General features: G+C 56.6%; 18 protein-coding genes and 1 pseudogene. 8 read left to right on the forward strand and 11 right to left on the reverse strand.

Going from position 1 to position 22,655, the window contains the following annotated elements:
- Positions 1-95: 95 nt before the first annotated feature.
- Positions 96-896 (forward strand): class I SAM-dependent DNA methyltransferase, encoded by an 801-nt coding sequence (locus tag ENH71_RS10440; protein WP_294137795.1) that lies wholly within the window; start codon positions 96-98, stop codon positions 894-896.
- A 2-nt stretch (positions 897-898) separates the two neighbouring features.
- Here the strand turns inward: ENH71_RS10440 and ENH71_RS10445 are convergent, their stop codons facing one another.
- Genes ENH71_RS10445 through ENH71_RS10455 form a run of 3 tightly spaced genes read right to left on the reverse strand, consistent with a single transcriptional unit; the run spans position 899 to position 2,928 of the window.
- Positions 899-1,408, reverse strand: a complete 510-nt coding sequence (locus ENH71_RS10445) for a DUF6644 family protein (RefSeq protein WP_294129723.1) — start codon at positions 1,406-1,408, stop codon at positions 899-901.
- Positions 1,409-1,410: 2 nt separating this feature from the next.
- Positions 1,411-1,908, reverse strand: coding sequence for a hypothetical protein (locus tag ENH71_RS10450; protein ID WP_294129722.1), 498 nt, complete (start codon positions 1,906-1,908; stop codon positions 1,411-1,413).
- Positions 1,909-1,923: 15 nt separating this feature from the next.
- Complete coding sequence (locus tag ENH71_RS10455) at positions 1,924-2,928, reverse strand: hypothetical protein (protein WP_294129720.1); 1,005 nt, start codon at positions 2,926-2,928, stop codon at positions 1,924-1,926.
- Between the two features lie 209 nt (positions 2,929-3,137).
- Between ENH71_RS10455 and ENH71_RS10460 the strand changes: the two genes are divergently transcribed.
- Both ENH71_RS10460 and ENH71_RS10465 read left to right on the forward strand, forming a co-directional pair.
- Entirely contained in the window at positions 3,138-5,579 is a 2,442-nt protein-coding gene (locus tag ENH71_RS10460) for a DUF5916 domain-containing protein (protein WP_294137798.1), read from the forward strand.
- 72 nt (positions 5,580-5,651) lie between these two features.
- The gene (locus ENH71_RS10465) at positions 5,652-6,254 is read left to right on the forward strand and encodes a LysE family translocator (RefSeq protein WP_294135583.1); all 603 of its coding nucleotides are present in this window, start codon (positions 5,652-5,654) and stop codon (positions 6,252-6,254) included.
- Positions 6,255-6,266: 12 nt separating this feature from the next.
- Here the strand turns inward: ENH71_RS10465 and ENH71_RS10470 are convergent, their stop codons facing one another.
- Positions 6,267-9,401 carry an AAA family ATPase gene (locus tag ENH71_RS10470; protein ID WP_294135580.1) on the reverse strand — a complete coding sequence of 1,045 codons (3,135 nt, stop codon included), beginning with the start codon at positions 9,399-9,401 and terminating at the stop codon, positions 6,267-6,269.
- Between the two features lie 279 nt (positions 9,402-9,680).
- Between ENH71_RS10470 and ENH71_RS10475 the strand changes: the two genes are divergently transcribed.
- Positions 9,681-10,703: a hypothetical protein gene (locus ENH71_RS10475; protein ID WP_294135577.1), complete on the forward strand. Its 1,023-nt coding sequence runs from the start codon at positions 9,681-9,683 to the stop codon at positions 10,701-10,703.
- Positions 10,704-10,793: 90 nt separating this feature from the next.
- On the forward strand, positions 10,794-11,315 hold the full coding sequence (locus ENH71_RS10480) for a DUF4136 domain-containing protein (protein ID WP_294137802.1): 522 nt from the start codon (positions 10,794-10,796) through the stop codon (positions 11,313-11,315).
- Between the two features lie 17 nt (positions 11,316-11,332).
- On the opposite strand, the gene ENH71_RS10485 is transcribed toward ENH71_RS10480, so the two are convergent.
- From ENH71_RS10485 to ENH71_RS10495, 3 genes are read right to left on the reverse strand one after another with little or no spacing between them, the layout of a single operon-like run.
- Positions 11,333-12,589, reverse strand: coding sequence for an exonuclease SbcCD subunit D C-terminal domain-containing protein (locus ENH71_RS10485; RefSeq protein WP_317622410.1), 1,257 nt, complete (start codon positions 12,587-12,589; stop codon positions 11,333-11,335).
- A gap of 3 nt (positions 12,590-12,592) precedes the next feature.
- Positions 12,593-14,773, reverse strand: coding sequence for a xanthine dehydrogenase family protein molybdopterin-binding subunit (locus tag ENH71_RS10490; RefSeq protein WP_294135572.1), 2,181 nt, complete (start codon positions 14,771-14,773; stop codon positions 12,593-12,595).
- The gene (locus tag ENH71_RS10495) at positions 14,773-15,249 is read right to left on the reverse strand and encodes a (2Fe-2S)-binding protein (protein ID WP_294135569.1); all 477 of its coding nucleotides are present in this window, start codon (positions 15,247-15,249) and stop codon (positions 14,773-14,775) included. Before ENH71_RS10495 ends, ENH71_RS10490 begins: the two co-directional genes overlap by 1 nt.
- A 117-nt stretch (positions 15,250-15,366) precedes the next feature.
- Between ENH71_RS10495 and ENH71_RS10500 the strand changes: the two genes are divergently transcribed.
- Positions 15,367-15,954, forward strand: a complete 588-nt coding sequence (locus tag ENH71_RS10500) for a methyltransferase domain-containing protein (protein ID WP_294135567.1) — start codon at positions 15,367-15,369, stop codon at positions 15,952-15,954.
- 11 nt (positions 15,955-15,965) lie between these two features.
- On the opposite strand, the pseudogene ENH71_RS10505 reads toward ENH71_RS10500, so the two are convergent.
- Positions 15,966-16,127 (reverse strand): annotated as a pseudogene (locus tag ENH71_RS10505) (Rdx family protein); the annotation flags it as partial.
- A 107-nt stretch (positions 16,128-16,234) separates the two neighbouring features.
- Here ENH71_RS10505 and ENH71_RS10510 point away from each other — a divergent pair.
- Together ENH71_RS10510 and ENH71_RS10515 are read left to right on the forward strand one after the other, a co-directional pair.
- On the forward strand, positions 16,235-17,773 hold the full coding sequence (locus tag ENH71_RS10510) for a carboxylesterase/lipase family protein (protein WP_294135565.1): 1,539 nt from the start codon (positions 16,235-16,237) through the stop codon (positions 17,771-17,773).
- Between the two features lie 123 nt (positions 17,774-17,896).
- Complete coding sequence (locus ENH71_RS10515) at positions 17,897-19,183, forward strand: nitrate regulatory protein (RefSeq protein ID WP_294135563.1); 1,287 nt, start codon at positions 17,897-17,899, stop codon at positions 19,181-19,183.
- Here the strand turns inward: ENH71_RS10515 and ENH71_RS10520 are convergent.
- The 3 genes from ENH71_RS10520 to ENH71_RS10530 are packed head-to-tail and all read right to left on the reverse strand — an operon-like array spanning position 19,177 to position 22,419.
- Positions 19,177-19,965 (reverse strand): ABC transporter ATP-binding protein, encoded by a 789-nt coding sequence (locus tag ENH71_RS10520; RefSeq protein WP_294135561.1) that lies wholly within the window; start codon positions 19,963-19,965, stop codon positions 19,177-19,179. The genes ENH71_RS10515 and ENH71_RS10520 overlap by 7 nt on opposite strands.
- A gap of 28 nt (positions 19,966-19,993) precedes the next feature.
- Positions 19,994-20,995 carry an ABC transporter permease gene (locus ENH71_RS10525; RefSeq protein WP_317622409.1) on the reverse strand — a complete coding sequence of 334 codons (1,002 nt, stop codon included), beginning with the start codon at positions 20,993-20,995 and terminating at the stop codon, positions 19,994-19,996.
- 47 nt (positions 20,996-21,042) lie between these two features.
- Positions 21,043-22,419 carry a CmpA/NrtA family ABC transporter substrate-binding protein gene (locus ENH71_RS10530; RefSeq protein ID WP_294135559.1) on the reverse strand — a complete coding sequence of 459 codons (1,377 nt, stop codon included), beginning with the start codon at positions 22,417-22,419 and terminating at the stop codon, positions 21,043-21,045.
- Between the last annotated feature and the right edge of the window lie 236 nt (positions 22,420-22,655).

Here is a 22,655-nt window from a genome sequence, read left to right on the forward strand (position 1 = left end):
AAGGCTTTTGGCGGCGATTGGTATGGTGCGTTATGGTCGGGTCTGGTGTAATCTGCGCGGGTTTTTCCCGTCGTGAACGCCATGAGTCTGCCAGCATGTCTGATACAGGAAACCAGAAAACCGCAACCCCCGCTGCAAAGCAAATCGGCAATGGTGCGCTGTATGCGGATCTTGCGAGTTATTACGATCAGTTCTGCGCGCAGGTAGACTACGCCGGCCAATGCGCATTTGCGGCCCGCGTTTTTGACGGTTTTGCGCGTTCCGGCGCTCGGGACTACCTGGATCTTGCCTGCGGTACCGGGCAACATTTGCAGGAAATGACACGTCTGGGGTTTGTGCCCACCGGCCTCGACAACAGTCCGGCAATGTTGGCGCAGGCCCGGGCAAGATGCCCACAGGCGCAGCTGTTGCTGTGCGATCTGGCGGCATTTGATCAGGTGGCCGGGTTTGATCTGATTACCTGTTTTTTGTATTCAATTCATTACAGCCATCCACTCAGCCATTTTACTGAAACCCTCAAGCGGGCCTGGCAGGCGCTCAAACCCGGCGGCGTTTTTGTATTCAACGCCGTTGATGCCAACGGTGCACGCAGGCAGCACAATGTTGTGACCCGCGAACAGACCGTTGATGGTGAACTCATTTTTACGTCGGGATGGCACTACCGGGGTCAGGGAGAGGTGCTTGACCTGCACCTGTGCATTCGCCGTGAGACAGGCGATACCACGCAGACATGGCACGACCATCACACCATGACGGCGATTACCTTGCCGGAACTGGAGCAGATGTTGCTCGCCCACGGGTTTGAGCCAATCCTGCTGGAGCATGACTATGAACGCCTGACCCCCTGGACCGGGGAAAGCTTTAATGCCATTGTGGTCGCGACAAAACCTGCCTGACGTCACAGGCACCAGAAGCACCAGAATTCCGGCGGCCGGTAGAAGGTAATCAGACGCCCGAAGCTGATGACAGCGATCCAGCACAGCAACGACACCAGCGCTACCAGCCGTGCCGACCGGGGCACCACAACAGCGTTGGGCAGGGCGCGGACCTGCGGCGCCAGCAGCGTATAAAACACCAACAAATTGGTGCCCGCAATCAACATGGCCAGCAGCTTCATCTGAAACGCCGGATTGTAGACATACTGCCCCGGATCGCTGACCAGAAACATAAAACCGGTGGTGACGTTCAGGCAGAATCCGGCAACGCCCCAGGGCACCAGGGAGTGCAGGGCGGCGATCTCGATGCCGCGGCCAACACCGAGCAGGCGCAGATCAAACAAACCCACGGTCCCCAGCAACAGCGTCAAGCCGATAAAATGCAGTGATTCAATAGCGGGCCAGCCCCATTGCGTGTTCATGAACGCAAAAATGCCGATGTTGTGGCCGATGCTGCTGAGAAATTCGACCATAATCAGGGCACTCCCACCAGCCAGGAGGCAAGCAATATGCTGTGGGTGTAGGCCAGAAAGCGGCCCGATGCAATCACGCCGAACCAAAGCGCGATTGTGAACAGGGCGAGTAAACGGGCCGGTGATTTCCCCCGGGCCGGCAAGCGCTGCGCTGGTGCGGTCAGTCGCAGCGTCAGCCCGATAGCCGCGGCAAGCATCAGCAGTTTGATAAAAAACAGGGGATTGGTTAATGCCTTGGCCGGATAGCCGGCGAGTAACAATAAACCCGATGTCGCGGCGACGCCCAGTCCGAACCAGAGCAGCGGCTGAAACTTGCGCAGCATGGGCGGTGGAATTTGCCGGGCAAAACCCAGTGCGCGCAACGCGCAGACCACCCCTATGCCGGCCATCAGGCCCATGCTCAGGGAGTGAAACACGAGTATGGTGGGGAAAACCCACCACAGTTCGCGTATGGCAGTGCTGAAGGCGGTCAGCTCAAAGCTGGCATATAATTCCAGCACTCCCGTATTCCCGGGTTACGGATTCGCGGCTTCGGCTTCAGCGCGCCGGGCACCGGCAAGCACCCCGGGCAGGGCATAGTTGCCTTCGTGGCAGGCATATTCATACATTGGTTCGTCTGCTGACTTGGCATTGAACAACAGTTCACCGGTCCACGGCTGACTGAAGACAGTCGGGTCTTCTACGGTGAAGGTGTAAACGATTTCCGATGTTGATACCCGTTCAAAGCGCTCGGTGACGGTCAGATTTTCCGAGGCGCCAAACACTGTGTGTTGCGGGTGATAACCCGTTGTGGAGACCACCAGGGTGTCGTCTTCCCAGTGCCCGACAGAATCCCCCATCCATTTCTGCATGTGCGGCATGGGTTCATCATCAATGCGAATAATGCGGGCATCGTGAATCATTTCGGCCAGGATCATGACGTAGTCTTCGGTCTGCACAATCTGATAATTGTTGTTATACATCACCGGTAACATGGGTGGACCGGAGTGTGTGCCAAAGGAAATCAGGCAGCGTTCGGACAGCGGGCGTCCTTCGGGGCCATCATTGGCTGCCGGGGCGCCGGGCGCGCGGGCAAAGCGGGCGCGCGGGTCGCCGGCAAACGGGATCTGGCCGTTGGCCGGGTCAACAATGATGGAGGCGCGAGGTTCACCGTTGATGACCTGAATGCGATCACCGACTTCTTTCCAGAATTCGTTGTAGCCGTCATTGGTGTCACCGTCATCGCCGCCCTGAGCACCGGCGCCGGGTTCGCGGTCGGGGTCGCTGGCGGCGTATTCCGCCTCCAGAAACTCCTGATGACCACCTTCCATGGCACGCACCTGATCAGCATTGAGCACCAGGGTTTCTCCCAGCTCGCGGTCACGGGTCAGCGGTGTCAGGGTGGCATTGCTCCATACGCCCTGCAGATCGGGTTTACCATCAGGCGTGCGTGGCAGGTCGTCCTGGGCCAGGGCCTGAGTGCTGATCAATGCAATGGCCAGGGATAAGGCGGCAAACGTCGGTTTCTGTCGGTTCATCATTGTTATTCTCCCGCTAAAAACAGTGTCTTCATCCGATTATTGACCAATAATCCCTGCCTTACAAGGCGCCCGTGCAACGCTGACATTGGTGCCCGGGATTACAATCTGTCAAACTTTACTGCAAAACATTGATGCCATCACAATTTGTTGCCGTTATACTCCCGCGGTTACATTTTTGTCACCCGAATAACAACCACAGGTAATCCGTTTTGAACTCCTTGCTCCGACTCTCGATTGTGGGACTGTCGTCCTTTTGTCTTCATGCCGCTGCCCAGGCCCAACCGGGTATTAATGGCATTAATCCGGCCCCGTCCGGCGTGCAGGCACGTTTCGGCAGAGAAATGGTCATTCCACTGCAACGCCTGCCAGAAGATGTCGAGATCAACCTTGATGGCCAGCTGAATGAGGCGGTCTGGGCACAGGTGCCGGCACAAAGCGGCATGTGGGTGGTGGAGCCGGAAACCCTGGCGCGGGCGCCTTACGATACTGCCATGAAGGTGTTTTACACCGAGGACGGTGTTTATATCGCTGTTGATATGGAACAGCCGGCGGACACCCTGGTGCGCCGCATCACGGCGCGTGACAACCGTGAGGTGAGTCGTGATCGTGTCTCCATTACGCTGGATACCTCCGGTGAAGGTCAATATGGTTACTGGATGAGCCTGGCGTTGGGTGACAATCAGCTTGACGGCACAATTCTGCCCGAGCGCCAGTACAACAGTCAGTGGGACGGCGCCTGGTATGGCGCAACCAACGAAAATGACAATGGCTGGAGTGCCGAGTTCTATATTCCCTGGGGCCAGCTGGCGATGCCGGGACGCGAGGGGAGGCGGCAGATCGGTTTCTACGCCGAGCGTGTGGTTGCTCACCTGAACCAGAACTGGGCATGGCCACCCATTGCCAAGTCGGACCCTATCTTCCTGAGTAATTTCCCTTTGCTTGAGCTGGAAGGTGTCAACCCGCAACAGCAATGGAGCCTGTTCCCGTCTTTTGCCTCCACCTATGATGAAATTGACGCTGACTGGGAACATCGCGCCGGTGTCGATGTATTCTGGCGTCCTTCCAGCAACTTCCAGATGACGGCCACATTGAATCCTGACTTCGGCTCGGCCGAAGCCGATGATGTGGTGGTCAACCTGACTGCGACCGAAGTATTTTTCCCGGAAAAACGGCTGTTTTTCCAGGAAGGTCAGGAAATCTTTAACACCACTTCGCGCTCCAATGGCAGCATCGGCAAACGCTTCAGTATCCTGAACACGCGCCGAATCGGCGGACGCCCTCGTTCCCCGGACTTGCCTGACGGTATTTCACTGCCAGCTCGTGAGCGTATCCAGACCGCCGACCTGCTAGGCGCAGCCAAGGCAACCGGACAGATCGGCAGCTTCCGCTACGGTGTTCTGGCTGCCTCCGAAGACGACACTCTGTATCGCCTGCCCGGCCAGCGCATTGAGCAGCAAGGACGGGATTTCACGGCATTCCGCCTGTTGTATGAAGATCAGGGTGGCAATACCGGAGCTGCGTATCGCGGTATCGGTTACATCGGCACGCTGGTTGCGCATCCGGATTCAGACGCCCAGGTGCATGCAATCGATTTTCGCTACCTGACTCAAGGTGGCATCTGGAGTTTTGATGGTCAGGTAGTGACCTCGGATGTGGACGATGGTGACCAGGGTTTCGGCGCCTTCACCGACATCGTTTACTCACCGCAACAGGGCTTCACCCACACCTTGCATCTGACCTATTTCGATGAAGATCTCGACGTCAACGATTTCGGTTATCAGGATCGTAACAATGCCAAGGAAGCCTGGTACCGCTTCGAATGGGTGAAAACCGGCCTGACCCGTGTGCGAGACCTGCGCGTGTCATCGTTTCTGCGCTATGAAGAAAACCTGCAGGGCGATCGCACCAACAATGCGATACCGGTGATCAGTACTGCAATAACACTGAACAACCTGGACCGGGTCAATATCAACCTGCAGCATTTCCCCAAGCGCTACGATGACCTGAACAGTTTTGGTAACGGTACTTTCTCGACCCGTGAACGCACCAATTACAGCGCCAGGTATACGACAAATACCGCACGGGAAGTCAGCGTGTACAGTCAGGTCGGCAGATCGATTGAACTGGCAGGAGGTTACAGCGAGGCCTATGAAGCGGGTCTGAACTGGCGCCCGCTTCCCAATATCAACCTGACCGGTGATGTCAAATATCAGGATCGTGATGGCTGGCTGCTGCACCAGGGCGGGCAGAACTTTACGGCTTTTGAGACCAGCCAGTGGGAAACCAGTTTCCGCTTCGAATACTACCTGACCGCGAAACAGCAACTCAGTGCCGGTCTGCAGTGGGTCGGTATCAAGGCCGCCGGTGATCGCTACTTTAATCTGCCGGCCGATGCGCCGACGCGCAACCGGGACCTGGTGGAAGTCGATCAGCACGCGCGGACACCCGGTGACTTCTCGATTTCGCAGATGAATTTTCAGCTGCGTTATCGATGGCAACTGGCGCCATTGTCGGATCTGTTTATTGTGTATAACCGCAATGGCAACAAGCGCGACAATCTGATCAACTTCAATGAGCAGTTTGACAACGCCTGGAACGATCCCCTGGCAAGCCAACTGGTGGTGAAGCTGCGTTATCGCCTGGGTACCTGAATGCCAGAGTTACCTTAGATTTATTCAGAGGTTCCCTGGCCGCGGCCACGGTCTGGTTTGGAGGAGAACGTGATGCCGCTGGAACAGCTGCTGGCCCTGGTTGGTTTTGTTGTGGTGATGACAGGAACACCGGGCCCCAACAATATGATGTTGCTGGCGTCGGGGGCCAATTTCGGCTTTCGTCGCTCCATGCCGCATATTCTTGGTATCACCGTGGGTTGTCAGGTGCTGCTGTTGGCCGTGGCGCTGGGAATAGGGCAGTTACTGATTCGCTACCCCTGGCTTGATGTCGTGCTGAAAGTTCTGTGCGGTCTGGCGTTGGTCTATCTGGCATGGACACTGGTGCGTCCGACCAAGGTGCTGCCAGCCGCGGGTGAGGTTAAAGTCGCGAAACCGCTGACTTTCTGGCAAGCAGCCATGTTCCAGTGGGTGAACCCCAAGGCCTGGTTGATGATGATTACTGCCATCGCCACCTACACACAACCGGCAACCATGCTGAGCAGTCTGGCGGTTATTGCGCTCCTGTTTGCCGTTGTCGGCATCCCGTGCATCAGCACCTGGAATCTGTTTGGTGCATCGTTGCGACGGTTTCTGCAGGATACACGTCGTGCCCGGCTCTTTAATATAAGCATGGCAGTGTTGTTGCTGGGCTCCATGTATCCGCTGTTGCAGTGACGGTTTCGCCGTTCATGCGAGCGCCCGGCACCCCGGCCCGCTGATGGTGCTGCGCCCGCCAGCCAGCGGCGCCACATTGATTTGCGTGGCGATGCGCTCCTTCAGAGCCGCCACATGAGAGATAACGCCGATCAGTTTGCCTTCCTGTTGCAGGCTGCTCAGTGTTTCCAGCGCCGTATCCAGTGCGTCTTCGTCCAGCGTACCAAAGCCTTCGTCCAGAAACAGCGAGTCTACCCGGACATTATGGCTGGCCATGCGCGACAGCCCCAGCGCGAGCGCCAGTGACACAATAAAACTTTCGCCGCCCGACAGATTTTTTGTTGAGCGCACCTCACCCGCCTGGTAGTTATCGACGACGTTGAGGTCCAGTGGTTGCTGCTGATCACGCTGCAACAGGTAGCGATCCGTCATTTTCTGCAACTGAACGTTGGCGTGCTGAATCATCAGTTCAAAGGTCAGTCCCTGGGCAAAGTTGCGGAACTTCTTGCCATCATTGGCGCCGATCAGAATATGCAATCGGCGCCAACGTTCAGTTTCGCTTTTCTGCTGATCGATCCTGGTCGCCAACGACTTTTGTTGGGCGCGGGTGTCATCGTTGTCTTTCAGGCGTTGCCGCAATGCCCCCAGTTTCTCCCGTAAAGCGCTGACCACGGCTTCCTGTGCCTGCCATCGGTGCTCAAGCTCTTCGGGCGACTCATCAGTAAGCGCCCGGGTCATTTCTGCGTCCAGTTCCTGACGCGTTCGCGACAGCGCGCTGCGCAGCTCAATACCCTGTTGCAGTAAGGCCTGTGACCTGGCTTCCAGCGCTTTGCGTTCGGACTCGGGGAGTTGGGCACTGACAAATGTCTGTTCATCCGGGAAATGCTGGTGTTGCAGTTTTTCTGAAAACGCCTGCTCTGCCTGTGTCAGATTTTCCGCGCGCAGCCTGATACTGTTTTCATGTGTCTCAATGTGTTGTCGCAGCTGCTGGTGCTGATTTTGCAGTTGCTGTAGTTGATGTCGGGCTGTTGTCACAGACTGTTGTGCGTTGTCGACAAGCGCCTGCAGCCGGGCCTCTTCCTTATCCGGATCCCTGTCCTGCAGCAGGGCGTAGCGTTCAGTGTGCAGGGCATCCAGCTTTTGTTGCTGTTGCTGCAGGCTGTTGCGCACAGCAACCGCTTCCCTGATCAGTTTTGCCAGGTTCTGATCACGCTCACAGGTTTTGAGCGCGGCCTCCAGGTCATCAATTTGCTGCAGTGTTCTGGTGATTTCCAGTTTGCGTTTTTGCAGGACCTGCTGACGTTCTGCCACCGCTTCAGCATTGTCGGGGACGTTCAGTTGCAGGCACAAAGCCTGAATTTCCTGCGTCAGAGTTTGTCCTGTGTGTTCAAGCTGCTGGCGTTGGGTATCAAGATTTCTGATGGTTGTGCTTTGCTGAACCTGTGCGGTTTGCGCTGCACTGCGTTCCTGCTCGCTGGCGCTGACCTGCTCTTCCTGCGCCCGGATCTGTTGTGACAGGTTATTGATGTCGGTGTCCGGTGCATGCTCCGCGAACGGGTGGTCGCTGGCGCCGCACAACGGACAGGGATCGCCAGCTTCAAGTTCAGTGCGCAGGGTTTCCAGGTCAATGATACGTTGTTGCAGGACCCGTTGGTCCTGCAGGGATTTAAGTGTGGCTTTGTGAGCAGTCAGTATTTTTTCTGCTTGTGTCAATGTGTCGGAACTGCGCACCAGCTCTGCCTGATTGCGTTGTACGTCGGAAGCGAGGTCTTCGAGTCGCTGTAGCTGCTGTGTGCGCTCCCCTAGGCGCTGTTGCAGGGTATCGGTGCGGGTAATCTGATCGCCGAGTTCGTCACGCTGCTCACGCCATTGTGCCGGTCTGCTGCCCTGTGCGATGTTGTCGAGCTGTTGTTGCGCCTGTTCGGCGGCTTTCAGCGCACGTTGATAATGTTGCTCGGCTTGTTGGTCATCGGCTAGCGTTGCCAGGTCAAAGTTGGCTTTGTGCTGACGCAATGAGACCAGTTTCTGATCCAGCATGCTCTGTTGTGACTGCAGGTTTTGCCGATTGTCAGCGAGGCGGCTGTCGAGCACGTGTACCTTTTTCAGTATCGGACGGGCGCTGCCCAGTTGCAGTTCAGCGTCCGCCAGGGTTTTGCCCAGGTGTTCTACCTGTGTCTGCTGCTTCTCGAGGTGTGCAGCGAGCTCCGGCAGCTTCGCCTGGCTTTGCGTCAACGTCTGTTTTTCATCCTGTTGTGCCTTGCGCAGATTTGTCAGCGTAGCGTGCATCGCGTTGAGCTCCAGCGCGCGTGTGGCATTCATCAGTTGTTCGCGCTGGTCGCCAAAGGCGTCGTCCTGTTGTTGCCAGGACACCAGCTCCTGCGCAAGTCTGGTTTCCTGTTGCTGCAGCTGCTGGCAACGCTGTTGCCACTGATGCTGTTCGCGTAGCGAATTGGCCAGCTCAGCTTCAATGCTCAGTTGTGCCGCGAGCGCAGACTCGTCGGTTCGCAGTTCGGCCTCCACTTCTGGTGATAGCAGTCGCATGCCTTCCTGCTCGGCCAGCAGCACGTTCAATTGTTGCTCTTCCTGGTGGCGGCGTTCATGTACGCTGATGGATATGACGCTGTAAATAGCGGTACCGGTGATCTTTTCCAGGATCGGCGCGCGGTCATCGGCGCCGGCGCGCAAAAATGCCGCAAAGCCACCCTGCGCCAACAGCATGGACTGGGTAAAGCGGCTAAAATCCATGCCGGTGATCTCGACGATGCGCTGGTCGACGGTGCCAAATTTATTGTCAATGATCTTGCCGCTGTCGGTATCGGCGATTTCATGTCTGGCGGCCTGCAGCTTGCCATCGGGTCGTTTACGTGCCCGATGCTGCGACCAGTGTGCCCGGTAGTTGCCGTTTTGTGTACTGAAAGTGACCTCGGCGAAGCACTCGCCGGTCTGTCGGGTCATGATTTCATTGCTGGTTGCGGTAATGTCGCCCAGTCGAGGGGTTTGCCGGTACAGTGCCAGGCACATGGCATCCAGTAACGTGGTTTTACCGGCCCCGGTCGGACCGGTGATAGCAAATATGCCATCACTGGTATAGGCCGGGTCAGTGAAATCCACTTCCCATTCGCCTGCCAGAGAGTTCAGGTTCTTGAACCGGATAGCCAGGATCCGCATCGTGTGTTGTGCCTCATGCAATTGTATTCAGACCGGTGCCAGCTTGATAGCCGGCCAGAAGTGACTATACAGGATTGAGGCCATACAGGACGAACGGTATAGCGGCAAAGGGAGTTTTTATGGCACCCGGAGTTGTCTTCGTTATTGGCGCTCGCCCCGATTTGATGCATATCAATTATCGGTGAGCTTTCAGGCATTTTGTGACAAATTGACAATCCCGAAGTGCGCCAATCTGGTTACAATCGGACATTGCCTAGCCGCCAAACCATGGACTTATGTATGCGTCGCGTAAAATCATCCACGTCGTTCCTGATCAACGCAGCACTGCTTATCAGTGGCAGTCTGGCTGGCAGCAGCCTGGCGCATGCCCAGATCCCGCGCACCGATGAGGGCCGGCCGGATTTCCAGGGATTGTGGACCAATGAGACAGAAACGCCGGTCGAACGCCCGGCGCAATTTTCTGGCCGCCAGACCATGACAGCGGAGGAGGCTGCCGCCTGGCGCCCCGGGTCTGCTGCCGGCCTCACTGACCTTACTGTTGAGGAGAGACTGGACCCTGATCGTGGTCCACCACCCAAGGGTGCGCCGATCCGTCTGGAGGCCGACTGGTTTTTTTCGACCGGTTATGTGGCGCATGTGGATGGTGAATTTCGCACGTCATTGGTCATTGATCCACCCGACGGCAAGATTCCCTATGCAGAGAATGGTCGAGGCCGGGACTGGGTGTCACAGCAGCTTGCGCGGCCGCACGTGGAAGCTTATGACGGCCCTGAATTGCGCCCTGCAGGTGAACGCTGTCTGCTGTCGGTATTGTCTACTGCCGGTCCGCCCATGTTGCCCATGTCATACAACAGCAACTACCGTATTGTGCAGACCGCCGATTATCTGATGATCATGGCAGAGATGGTCAACGATGTGCGTATTGTCCGTATCGATGATGAGCATCAACCCGAAGCCATCCATCGCTGGATGGGTGACTCAGTCGGGCATTGGGAGGGCGATACCCTGGTGGTAAGCACCCGCAATATTCATCCACAGCAGTCATTCCGCGGATCAACCGGTGCTTTGACGACAACCGAGAAGTTCAGGTTTGATGCCGACGGCCAGATTATTTACCAGGTGATCATGAGTGATGACCAGGTCTTCGGGCGGCCGTGGACGGCAGAGGTGCCGATGCGGCGTCTGCCGCCGCACAGTCATATTTATGAGTACGCCTGCCACGAGGGCAACTACTCCATTGTCGGGGCGTTGGCTGGTCGGCGCTGGCAGGAACATTACGAACAGCAGGAGGCGGAGAACTAAAAGCGTAACAGTTGATCTGGCGCATATTGGCGTGCCGAAGCGCAGTGTATTGTTAAGTGGAATAATCGACAATGCTCTTAAGGAATCACTATGCGGCAGATCCTCCGACAGACCCTACTTATGATGGTGGCAGGCTTATTGCTGGCTGCTTGTGTATCAGGCGGCCCGCAGGTTGGCCACACCGTAACCCTGTGTTGCCCGGGTAACTATGACAACTATCGCGCCTACGGTCTTGAGCTGCAGGATATGCCGGGCTTTCTCAGCGACTACATGGTCGCTGAGTTTGATACCGCCTTGCAGGAAAAAGGCCTGGTACGCAATGATCGACTTAATGACCTGACTGTAACAATGTCCTATCGTCACGTGAACCTGAATCCCGAGCAGGAGGAGATAGATCCCTTTGAGCGAAGAATAGAAGGGGAGCCAATGTTGCGCTATGTGGCCAATATTGTCGTGGAAATGCGTGAATCCGATACCGGCCGTGAGGTCTGGGCGGGTCGCATCAATCGCATTCATACGGTATTGCCCGGTGAATATATGCATGAAGATGGCGCGCGTCCCGAGATCAGTAATGCATTCACAGAAATGCTGGAGAGTTATCCGGCGCTGTAATGTTGCCTGGCAGGCTGCTAGTCCGCCTGCCGGTCTGCCTCCTGCACCTGCCTGAGGATATCCTGATACAGGTGCAGCAGTTCCGGCCGTTGCTCGTCAGGCACTTCGTGTGCATCCAGGCAGCGCCGGAATACATCCTGCGGGCTCAGGTCATCCAGCGTTTGTTCCGTATCCTGCGCGTGCAGTGTGCGTGCGGTAATACGCTGGTTTTTTACCCGCAGCAAAGTAATCAGGCCGCCGGTGTCCTCTGCCAACGCTTCCAGCAGCTTCTCGCGCAAATCCGGCACAATATCGGCACCGGTATAGATGATCTCCACCCAGGTTGCTTCGCCATCGGCCAGTAGCGCCTGCAACTCAGTTTGCAGGCTCGCCAGGCTGCCAGTGAGCTGACGTAATCGCTGGAAGCAGGGTATATCAAGCAGGCTGAGCTCGGGTTGGTGACCGTCAAAACCAATCACGCAAACGGACTTTTGTTGCATGGCTTCGCCAAAACCCATGGGTAGGGGAGAACCGCTGTAGCGGATATGGGTGTGGTTGCCGACTGCCTGCGGCACGTGCAGGTGACCCAGCGCCACATAGTCCAGCGAATCCGGAAAAATATCGGTGCCTACATGGGCCAGTGATCCGACATAGAGATCACGTACACCATCACCCTCGACCGTGCGCGCACCTGCCGCCCACAAATGCCCCATACCAATCAGCGGGATGTCAGATGCAAATTGCTTCTGCAACTCTTGACGCTGCTGCACGCCGGCCGCGGTCACCGCCTGGTAATGGGCCTTGATGCCATCCAGCAATTTGTGCTCTTTGTCGTCGATGGTTTCGCCAGCTTCTGCCGTGCGAATATCACGATCACGCAGGTAGGGCACGGCGCACACGAGCAGCATGGGTGCGCCGTTGCTGTCATCCAGACGCAGCACTTCCTCCGCGGGATCATCGGTTTTGGCACCAACCACATGCACGTTCAGCATTTTCAGAATGTCGCGCGGTGCATTCAGAAATGTCGGTGAGTCGTGGTTGCCGCCAATGATCACCACATGTTGGCAACCGGTGTCGGCCACCTGACGCAGAAACTGGTAGTACTGCTGCATGGCACGATTGCCAGGTGCGGTAGTGTCGAAGATATCGCCGGCGATCAGCAACACGTCTGCTTGTTGATCGCGCAAAGTGTCCAGCATCCATGCCAGAAACGCATCAAACTCCGGATAGCGACGCTGGCCGTAGAGACTACGGCCAAGGTGCCAGTCGGAGGTGTGCAGTACCTTCAGGGTCATGCCTTACGCCAGCCGGAGCGGCAGACGTGTCAGCCTTTGTCCGGTGGCATCTGCCAGCGCATTGGCCACCGCCGGTGCTATCGGTGGGGTACCCGGTTCACCAACACCGGAGGGCGCATTGGTTGACGGTAGAATATGTGTCTCGACTATCGGCATCGCGTTCATTCGCAGTACCTGGTAGTTGTGAAAATTGCTCTGATCAACGACGCCATCGGTCAGTGTCAGTTCATCCTGCAAGGCAGCGGACAAACCATAGGCGATGGCACCCTCAACCTGCGCGCGAATAACGCCAGGGTTGACGGCAATACCACAATCAATCACCGCCACCACACGTTCCACTTTGAAGTTGTTGCCTTGCACCGAGACTTCGGCGATCTCCGCAACTGTCGATCCGAACGACGTATGCACGGCAACGCCCCGGCCCCAGCCCTCGGGCAGTTCGCGAGTGCCCCAGCCGGCTTTCTCTGCAGCCAGTTTTAATACCGCGGTTTCGCGCGGGTTGTTGCCAAGCAGTGACAGGCGGTATTCAATCGGGTCAATATCAGCCTTGCGGGCCAGTGCGTCGATGAATACTTCCTTGCTAAAGGCGGTGTGCGTATTGCCCACTGAACGCCACCACTGCACGGGTATGCCGACATCGGTGGTGTGAAGTTCGACCTGGCGCTCTGGTACGTCGTAGGCGAACTCGGTAAGGCCTTCCACCGAGGTATTGTCGATGCCATTGGACACCATCATCGCAGCCATGGAAGTGCCTGCCATGATCGACTGACCGGCAATGCGTGCCCGAAAAGCCGTGGGGTTACCCTGACTATCAAGCGCCGCACTGAGCTTATGGGCATAGGCCGGGCGGTAGAAACCGCCTTGCATATCATCTTCGCGCGACCACACCAGTTTCACTGCTGTATCCGGCACCTGCCGGGCGATGCGTACCGCCTCCAGCACATAATCCGCCATCGGATTGGCTCGTCGACCAAAACCGCCGCCGGCAAATACCGTGTTGATCTTCACATCCTGCGGGCGAGCGCCCAGCAATTGTGCCACCGCCATCTGATCGCCGGTTGCGCTCTGGCAGCCATACCATAGTTCGGCGCTGTTGCCGCTGACCTGCGCGACGCAGTTGACCGGTTCCATCTGCGCATGCGCCAGGTATGGAAACTCGAAAACCAGTTCCATCGTGTCGCTGGCATTGGTCAGGGTGGTAACGGCGTTGCCGTGTTGCTCGGCGATTGTACCCCCGGTTTCCACCAGGCTACGGTATTGTTGTAACAAGGTTTCGCTGCTGCGGGTTTCGGCGCGGGTTTCATCCCACTCAATCTGCAACAGTTCTCTGCCTTTGGTGGCCGACCAGTAGTCGTCCGCGACGACGGCAACGCCGGTGTCGATTTCAAAGACCTGGTGCACGCCCTTGCGTGCCAGGGCCGCTGTGGCATCAAAGGATCTGACGCGGGCGCCAAAACGCGGCGCATGCGCCACCACCGCTGTCAACATGCCGGGCAGTTGCACGTCCTGTGTGTAAATGGCGGTACCGTTGTGTTTGCCGACATCCTTGCGTAGCGTCGACTCACTGCCTATTAGTTGAAACTGGTCGGGTGTCTTTAATTTGAGGTTGTCATTGGCGGGCGGCGTTTGTCGGGCAGCATCAATCGCCAATTCACCAAATGTGGCGCTGTGCGACGCATGGGATACGATGCCCTGGCTGACCTTGATATCGTCAGCGGGCACTTGCCAGCGCTGGGCTGCGGCCGCCACCAGCATGGCCCTGGCGGCGGCACCGGCGCGGCGAAGCTGCATAAAGCTGTTGGCCATGGCGGTGCTGCCGCCGGTGCCCTGTTGGCCCATCAGCAGGTTGGCATATTTGGCGGTATCTACCGGCGCGTGTTCACAGACAATCTGCGCCCAGTCGGCGTCCAGCTCTTCTGCCACGCAGGTAGCCAACCCGGTGTAAACACCCTGGCCCATTTCCAGATGCTTGATATAAATGCGAACCGCATTGTCAGGCGTGATGCTGACAAATGCGTTGTACTCCAATGCGGTGTCGGCGACTGCCCGGGACTGAGCGCCAGCGCTCAGGCTGATACCCAGCGTAAGTCCTGCTGAACCGGTAGCAGCGACTTTAAGAAAGGTTCTGCGTCCTGTATCCACGTCGGCATTTTGCTTGTTGACAGAAAATCGATTTGTATTCATCAGGCGACACCTCCGGCGTTCTTGATCTGATCGGCGGCCAGCTTGATACCTGCCTTGATACGCGGATAAGTGCCACAACGACAGATGTTGCCAGACATCGCTGAGTCGATATCGGCGTCGCTGGGGGCATTGTTCTGCTCCAGCAGAGCTGTGGCTGACATAACCTGACCGGACTGGCAGTAGCCGCATTGTGGCACCTGCAGCTCAACCCAGGCCGTCTGTACTGCCCTGGCTGCAGGAGAAGCCAGGCCTTCGATCGTGGTGATTTCCTTGCCGACGGCGTCTGCCACGGGCAGAACACAGCTGCGGGTCGCCACACCGTCAATATGCAGGGTGCAGGCGCCACACTGTGCCATGCCGCAGCCGAACTTGGTGCCGGTAAATTTCAGGTGATCGCGTACGGCCCAGAGCAGCGGCATATCGCCGTCCACATCCAGTTCGTGGTTTTGTCCGTTGATCTTGAGGGTGTAGGACATAAAGTCTCCTGTGCCTGATACGTGGTCGCTGTGAAAACGTTTGGCGGGATGATACCGTGAATAGGCTCGATGCTGCTACCAAGGGGACAGTAGCGGGCTTTCTGTGGAGGTTCACCTGTGAGTCATGAAGATCGCGAAAAATGGCAGCGCAAGTACCGTGAAGGTGCCTATGCTTCGCGCCATCACGCATCTGTGTATCTGCAGCAGCACTTGCCGACACTTGCGCCGCCGTTGCACCGTGCCCTTGATCTTGCTTGCGGCGCTGGTCGCAACGCCCTGTTTCTGGCCAGGCAAGGTTATCAGGTAGACGCCGTCGACATCGCTGCCGAAGGGCTCGCGCGAGGCAAAACATCTGCCGACGATGAAGGGCTGGATAATATTTGCTGGTACGAACACGATCTGGACGCTGGCTTGCCTGTGCGCCCGGATCAGTACGGGCTGATCATCATGATCCGGTATCTTGATATCGCTCTGCTGCGAGCGGCTACTCAACATCTGGTTAAGGGTGGTTATGTGCTGGCGGAAGTGCATTTACAGACCGACGTATCCGTGACAGGTCCTGGCAGCAAGCGTTTTCGAGTTGCGCCGGGTACATTGGCGAGCGTCGCCGATGATCTGGATATGATTGATTATTCCGAGGGCGTGACCACGGATCCCGACGGCAGCGTTGTTGCCCTGGCGCGATTATTGGCCAGGAAACGCTGAGCTTTTTATCATTACCCACCTTTTTTCCTGTCCACATGACCGAGGTAGTGCTCAGGGGCGATAACATCACGCACCCGTTGTTTCAATTCGGTGACCTCGGGGAAACCCGCGTTTTCCTTGCGTGACCATAGCAAATGATTATTGGCGGAGACCTCGAAAATGCCGCCGGTTCCGGGATGCCCTGTCCGGTGGTCTGCTCAGACCAACTTGTGATGTCCTCCGCAACACTGAATAATGGTGTCATCGATACTAAAATCACGACAATTCATAGGTGAAGACCATGAAAAACTGGAATCGTCCAATGATGACCGCGGTGGTGCTGGCGGCAATGCTGAGCGCCTGTGACGAACAACACTCAGAGGCCCCGGAGCAGCCTGCGCCGGAACCGGCCGGCATGACCGTAGAAAGAGGCGCTGCGGCGGCCGACCCGGTATTGGCAGAAACTGTGGCTGATGTGGTGTATACCCAATGGGGTGCTGTTCGCGGTGAAACTATTACAGATGAGGCTGTGGATGCATCAGCACGCATCTTCCGTGGCGTACCTTACGCGGAGCCGCCTGTGGGCGAACTGCGCTGGCAGCCACCGCAGCCCGCCACCGCCTGGGAGAGGGTGCGTGATGCCACCGAATGGGCGGATCGTTGTCCTCAGGGCGACAGCAGTATGGGTGAGGGCAGTGCCATCAGTGAAGACTGCCTGTACCTGAATGTAGTGACAGCGGCAGAATCCACCGATGCTCAACTCCCGGTCATGGTGTTCTTCCATGGCGGTGGTTTGACCACCGGCACCGGCAATTCCACGATCTATAACCATCCCATGTTGCCCAGCAAGGGTGTGGTGCTGGTGAGTGTCAACAGTCGATTGGGACCGATCGGCTATCTGGCGCATCCGGCGCTGACTGCGGAAGCAGAAAATGGCGGGTCGGGTAACTACGGCACACTGGATCTGGCAGCATCTCTGCAGTGGGTACAGGCCAATATTGCCGCGTTTGGCGGCGACCCCGGTAATGTCACGATTTTTGGTGAATCCGGTGGTGGCACCAAGACCATTTCGCAGATGGCAACACCGCTGGCCTCGGGCCTGTTTCATAAAGCGATTGTGCAGAGCGGTTCTGCGCTGGTTTCCGAGCAACGGGTGACCATGCTGGACGAGGCAGAAGCTACCGGTGAGCGTCTGGCGGAAGCCCTGGGTGTTGCCGACCAGGATGATGTACTGGCGGCCATGCGCGCGCTGAGCTGGCAGGACATCATTGCCGCGGCCTCCAGCGAAGAGGTTGGTTTCAGAGCGAATGTTGTAGTCGACGGGTATGTCATTCCGGATACCGTGCACAATGTGTTCCGTGCGGGCAATCAAAGTGATGTGCCCCTGATTGTTGGCGCCAATGCGGGGGAAAGCATGCTGCAAAGTAGCGTGCCATTGATGGCCAATCTGCACAGCGCGACCGCGAGCTCGCCGACCTACGTTTACAGCTTTTCGCAACTGCCGAAAACCTGGCGCGACGAATACTGTGTGGCGTTCCACGGTCTGGAGCTCCCGTACGTGTTTGGCTCGGTGCCAACGGGAGTGGATTCACCGACAATGTTATTCCTGTCTGCCGGCGGTGGTTGTACCTCCCGCGAGCCCATAACCGATGCCGTGGATATGACGGTATCGGACCAGGCGTCTTCGCTCTGGGCGCAATTTGCCAGGACCGGTGATCCCAGTGTCGAGGGTCTGGTCCAGTGGCCGGCCTACACTGAGGAGAACAGCCAATACCTGAACATTGGTGCACCCCTGGAAGCAAGAACCGGTATTCATGAATCGTATACGCCAGCGCCTTGAGTGGAGGCCGAGTGGCCTGCATCTTGCTTGAGCCTTTATGAGTGTTTTAAAACCGGTCCGCAGAGTCAGAACATGGATGCTGGCTCGGCGGCCCCGCAATTTGCGACATAAAGGGCCAGCTCGATGATTATGGATAAAACTGCCTCGGAACGCGGCTTCAGGACGGCAGCCGACTATCTGACCGCCTCAAAACAATGTGAGATCCGAAACCTGCAATCGTTGTTGTCACTGTGCGAACTGGTGGTAGCGTGCGGCAATTTGGTGCACGCCCTGCAACGAGAGCGTGGTGCGTCGAATCTGTTTCTGGGTTCGGGCGGTAACCGGTTCGGGCAGGAAATTGCGCGTATCCGCGAACAAACCGATATCGAGAGGGGTGCCTTTCAGGACACGTTGAACGCCGCTGATGGCCATCTTGAGCACCTGGCTGACGGCACCCGCATGTTCAACGGACTGGCCTATGCCGTGCATGCGTTGTCGGAACTGGACGTGCTGCGCGCCAAGGTTAGCGCATTACAACTGGATGCAGTGCTGGTAACGCAGGCTTACAGTGCTGTGATACAGGCATTGTTGTTGATTGTGTTTGAGACCGCTGATATCGCTGCTGACCCGGAGATTGCACGAGCCTTAGTGGCCATGTTCAATCTGATGCAGGGCAAGGAGTTGGCAGGCCAGGAAAGAGCAGCGGGCTCCGCCGGATTTGCCAGCCAGCGGTTTGATAGCGAGCGCAGCGCCTTGCTTGTGCATTTGATAGAGGCGCAGGAACGTTGTTTCGAGATATTCCTGCAATTCGCTGATGAGCAGTCGTCCGCCCGCTGGGCAACACTGCAGCAAGCGCCGGAATTGCTGGAAATCGAGCGCATGCGTCGCAGTGCCACTGCCCCTGCTGGGTCAGTGACACGCGGACCGGAATTGGCAGACCGGTGGTTTGCCCTGATGACATCGCGCATTGATGCCATGAAGCAGGTAGAGGATGCGCTGGAACATTACCTGTCGCAGCTGTGTATCGACAGGCTCGCGCAGGCGCGGACCTGTCTGCACCAGAATCAGTTGGCGCTGGGAAGCCTGGGCAGCCACGCAGGCTTCAGCTCGGAACCTTTTGTGCTGGTCCGGGCCAAACCATTGCTGAACGACGGTTCCGATGTGACGGTTGCGGGTAAATCCATGATGGATCTGTTGCAGTATCAGTCACAGCGTTTGCAACAAATAAACAATGAGTTGGCTGAGGCGCGCGCGGCCCTGGAGGAGCGCAAGCTTTTGGAGCGCGCCAAAGTGCTGCTGATGACGCACCGGAAGATGAGTGAAGAGGAAGCGCACAAGCTACTCAGGAACATGGCAATGAATCAGAGCCGGCGACTGATTGACGTCGCCCGCTCGGTGATCGACATGGCGGCGGTCTGGCAGGGTCAGTGAGTGGCCTGGTGCCCGTCGTACAGGAAGCGCAGCACGGCCTGCCGGTAGTTGTTGTAGTCAGCGTCCTTGGCCAGCGCCAGACGGTCGCGCGGTCGCGGCAACTCGACATGCAGGACTTCGCCAATGGTGGCTGACGGGCCGACAGTCATCATTACAATCTTGTCGGAAAGCAGCACTGCCTCATCGACATCATGCGTGATCATGATGACCGTATTGTTAAGCGTGGCATGTATGCGCATCACTTCCTCTTGCAGGTGCGCGCGAGTCAAGGCATCCAGCGCGCCAAATGGTTCATCCATCAGCAGCACTTTGGGCTCCATTGCCAGTCCCCGTGCGATGCCCACGCGCTGTTTCATGCCCCCGGATATTTCATGAGGCCGTTTGTCCCTGGCGTCAGTCATATGTACCAGTTCAAGATTATGAGTAATCCAGTCATGCATTTCTGCACGACTTTTTTTACCTTTGAATACCTGTTTTACCGCCAGTGCCACATTATCGTATACGGTCAGCCAGGGCAGTAACGCGTGATTCTGAAAAACCACCGCCCGGTCCGGACTCGGCGAGTCGACCTGTCGACCCTCCAGAATGACGCCGCCTTCTGTGGCCTGATACAGACCCGCGACGATATTCAAAATGGTAGATTTACCGCAGCCGGAGTGTCCGATCAGGGAAATATACTCCCCTTTGGATACTTTCAGGTTGACCTGATCCAGGGCCTTGAACGGGACGTTGTTTGTTTTGAATTCAATGCCGACGTTACTGAGTTCCAGATAATTTTGCATGTTCATATCTCCTGATACCGGGTGTCGTTCAGCGCAAAGTGTTGGTCTTATCCCAGCTGACGTAGCGTTGTACCATCAGCATAAGTTTGTCCAGAATAAATCCCAGAATACCGATGACCAGAACGGCCACCATAATGCGGCCCATCGAGTCTGAACTGCCGTTCTGAAATTCATCCCAGATGAATTTTCCCAGTCCGGGGCTTTGTGCCAGCATTTCCGCTGCGATCAACACCATCCAACCGGTTGCCAGCGACAGACGCATGCCGGTAAAGATCATGGGTATGGCAGATGGCAACACTATTTTTTTGACGTGCTGCAAAGGTGGTAGGCGTATGACCCGGCTGACATTGATCAGGTCTTTGTCGACGCCGGCGACTCCAACCGTGGTGTTAATGACGGTGGGCCAAAGGCAGCACAACGCAACCGTAACGCCAGAGGTTATAAATGACTTGCTGAACAGAGTGCTCTCCGTGACATACAGGGCGCTGACGACCATGGTGACCAGTGGCAGCCAGGCCAGGGGTGACACCGGTTTGAATATTTGCACGATAGGGTTGATCGCGCTATAGACGGCCTGACTGAGACCGCAGAATATTCCCAAAGGTATGGCAACGATCATCGCAATGACAAAACCAAATGCCACAGTGAGCAGGCTGGTCCCGATCTGATCAACAAAGGTAGGGCGACCGGTATAGGGGCGGATGCTTACATCGGCATCCGGATCACTGGCCAGCCGGTCCGCGTTGCGCGCTTCCTGTCGGGCAAAAAAATCACGTTCATTTTGTTGGTCGCGCTGGTACTCGCTATACAGGTTTTTGCTTTGCTCCAATACCTCTTGCGGGCCCGGGAATTTGCCCAGCGAGGTGTCAATGTTGTTGGCTGCTCCCTGCCACAGCAATGCGAACACTATCAATCCCACCAGTGAAAGCAACCAGGCGCGCATCAGTGTGGCGAGTTTCGAGCCCGGCGCCAGGTCAATGTTCAGCGACACGGGCATGGCGCTGCGTAGTTTGTTCAGTCGAGTAGCCATAGCGGTAAATCCAGTTTGTTTGTTACTGTCCAGCATGCTGAAATCCCTTAAAGTGTTTCGTCCTTCAAGCCAATTGCCAGTGATTGCAAATAGGCATTGGGTTGGCGGCCGTCATAAGGAATACCATCAAGGAATTCCGTTTGTACGGGTCGATAGCCGTCTTCATCGGCGAAGTCTGGAAAATCTTCTGCCGTCATTTTGCCCTCGGCAATCAGCGACTCGGCGGCCATGCGGTAAATATCCGGTCGATAGACGCTGGCAGCCGTTTGGTGATACCAGTCATCATTTTTGGGTTCGGCAATTTGTCCCCAGCGGCGCATTTGCGTCAAAAACCATACCGCATCCGAGTAGTAGGGAAAGGTGGCATGGTTACGGAAAAAGACATTGAAGTCCGGTACCGGCAGCACCTCACCTTTTTCGTATTCAAAAGTGCCGGTCATGGAATTGGCGATCACCTCATAGTCGGCGCCCACATAGTCACTTCGTGACAGGATCCTGGCCGCTTCTTCACGGTTGGCGTTGTTGTTTTCGTCAAGCCATTTGCCAGCCCGTAACAACGCCTTGACCAGTCTTATTGAAGTGTTCGGGTTCTCCTCGATAAAGGCTTGTGTCATGCCCAGTACTTTCTCCGGGTTGTTCTGCCATATTTCGTAATCAGTGATAACCGGAACGCCAATGTCACGATAGATCGCCTGTTGGTTCCACGGTTCCCCCACGCTGTAGCCGACAATAGTCCCGGCTTCCAGTGTCGCGGGCATTTGTGGCGGCGGTGTCACTGAGATCATGACGTCTGCGTCCAGCATGCCGGAGGTGTCGCCTCGTGCCGGCGCGTAGTAGCCGGGATGGATGCCGCCGGCGGCAAGCCAGTATCGGAGTTCGTAATTGTGCGTCGATACAGGGAAGACCATACCCATATTAAACGGCTTGCCTTGTGCGTGATAACTGTCGATGACCGGCTTCAGGGCCTCGGCACTCACCGGTCTGACAACACGTCCGTCCTGTTGCGGTATGTGCGGGCGCATCATGGACCAGACATCATTCGATACGGTAATGGCGTTGCCGTTCAGGTCCAGGCTCAGGGGTGTCACGATATGCGCTTCGGTACCATAACCGATGGTTGCAGCCAAGGGTTGGCCGGCCAGCATGTGCGCACCATCCAGCCTGCCATCAATGACGCCATCGAGCAGAACCCGCCAGTTCGCCTGCGGCACCAGGGTCACATACAGGCCCTCGTCTTCAAAGAATCGTTTTTCATAGGCAATTGCCAGCGGTGCCATATCTGTCAGCTTGATGAAACCCAGCGTCAGGTCCTCTTTCTCCGGCCAACCGACATCGGCGGCGACGCTGGCAGAAACGGTCAGCAGCTTGCCCGTCAGCAAGAGTGCAATGGCGGAACCACGGAATGTCCTTAATGTGCTGAGCATGTCGATACTCCTTTGCTGTTTGCAACAACGATCAAATAAACGTGCAAAAAAAAAGCGCCCACTCGCGGTAACAGAAAAGCCTGTTATTCGCGTGCGGACGCCATTGCCCTTAAAACGTAGCAGGTAACCCATCTTTGGGTAATCGCTACGGTCGGTCTAAACAGATAATGCATGAACTGTGCCAGAGGCAGCCTGGTCTGTTCATACGGGTAGGTGCGTCCTTATAAGGCAATGGG

This window comes from Pseudohongiella sp. (assembly GCF_011050365.1).
GTDB lineage: Bacteria > Pseudomonadota > Gammaproteobacteria > Pseudomonadales > Pseudohongiellaceae > Pseudohongiella.

What these genes read in the sequence shown, in the direction of transcription:
- ENH71_RS10465 (WP_294135583.1), top strand. Translation starts at nt 5,652, where the DNA reads ATGCCGCTGGAACAGCTGCTGGCCCTGGTTGGTTTTGTTGTGGTGATG.
- ENH71_RS10455 (WP_294129720.1), bottom strand. Translation starts at nt 2,928, where the DNA reads ATGATGAACCGACAGAAACCGACGTTTGCCGCCTTATCCCTGGCCATT.
- ENH71_RS10470 (WP_294135580.1), bottom strand. Translation starts at nt 9,401, where the DNA reads ATGCGGATCCTGGCTATCCGGTTCAAGAACCTGAACTCTCTGGCAGGC.
- ENH71_RS10525 (WP_317622409.1), bottom strand. Translation starts at nt 20,995, where the DNA reads ATGGCTACTCGACTGAACAAACTACGCAGCGCCATGCCCGTGTCGCTG.
- ENH71_RS10490 (WP_294135572.1), bottom strand. Translation starts at nt 14,773, where the DNA reads ATGAATACAAATCGATTTTCTGTCAACAAGCAAAATGCCGACGTGGAT.
- ENH71_RS10445 (WP_294129723.1), bottom strand. Translation starts at nt 1,408, where the DNA reads ATGGTCGAATTTCTCAGCAGCATCGGCCACAACATCGGCATTTTTGCG.
- ENH71_RS10510 (WP_294135565.1), top strand. Translation starts at nt 16,235, where the DNA reads ATGAAAAACTGGAATCGTCCAATGATGACCGCGGTGGTGCTGGCGGCA.
- ENH71_RS10495 (WP_294135569.1), bottom strand. Translation starts at nt 15,249, where the DNA reads ATGTCCTACACCCTCAAGATCAACGGACAAAACCACGAACTGGATGTG.
- ENH71_RS10520 (WP_294135561.1), bottom strand. Translation starts at nt 19,965, where the DNA reads ATGCAAAATTATCTGGAACTCAGTAACGTCGGCATTGAATTCAAAACA.
- ENH71_RS10475 (WP_294135577.1), top strand. Translation starts at nt 9,681, where the DNA reads ATGCGTCGCGTAAAATCATCCACGTCGTTCCTGATCAACGCAGCACTG.
- ENH71_RS10530 (WP_294135559.1), bottom strand. Translation starts at nt 22,419, where the DNA reads ATGCTCAGCACATTAAGGACATTCCGTGGTTCCGCCATTGCACTCTTG.
- ENH71_RS10440 (WP_294137795.1), top strand. Translation starts at nt 96, where the DNA reads ATGTCTGATACAGGAAACCAGAAAACCGCAACCCCCGCTGCAAAGCAA.
- ENH71_RS10515 (WP_294135563.1), top strand. Translation starts at nt 17,897, where the DNA reads ATGATTATGGATAAAACTGCCTCGGAACGCGGCTTCAGGACGGCAGCC.
- ENH71_RS10485 (WP_317622410.1), bottom strand. Translation starts at nt 12,589, where the DNA reads ATGACCCTGAAGGTACTGCACACCTCCGACTGGCACCTTGGCCGTAGT.
- ENH71_RS10480 (WP_294137802.1), top strand. Translation starts at nt 10,794, where the DNA reads ATGCGGCAGATCCTCCGACAGACCCTACTTATGATGGTGGCAGGCTTA.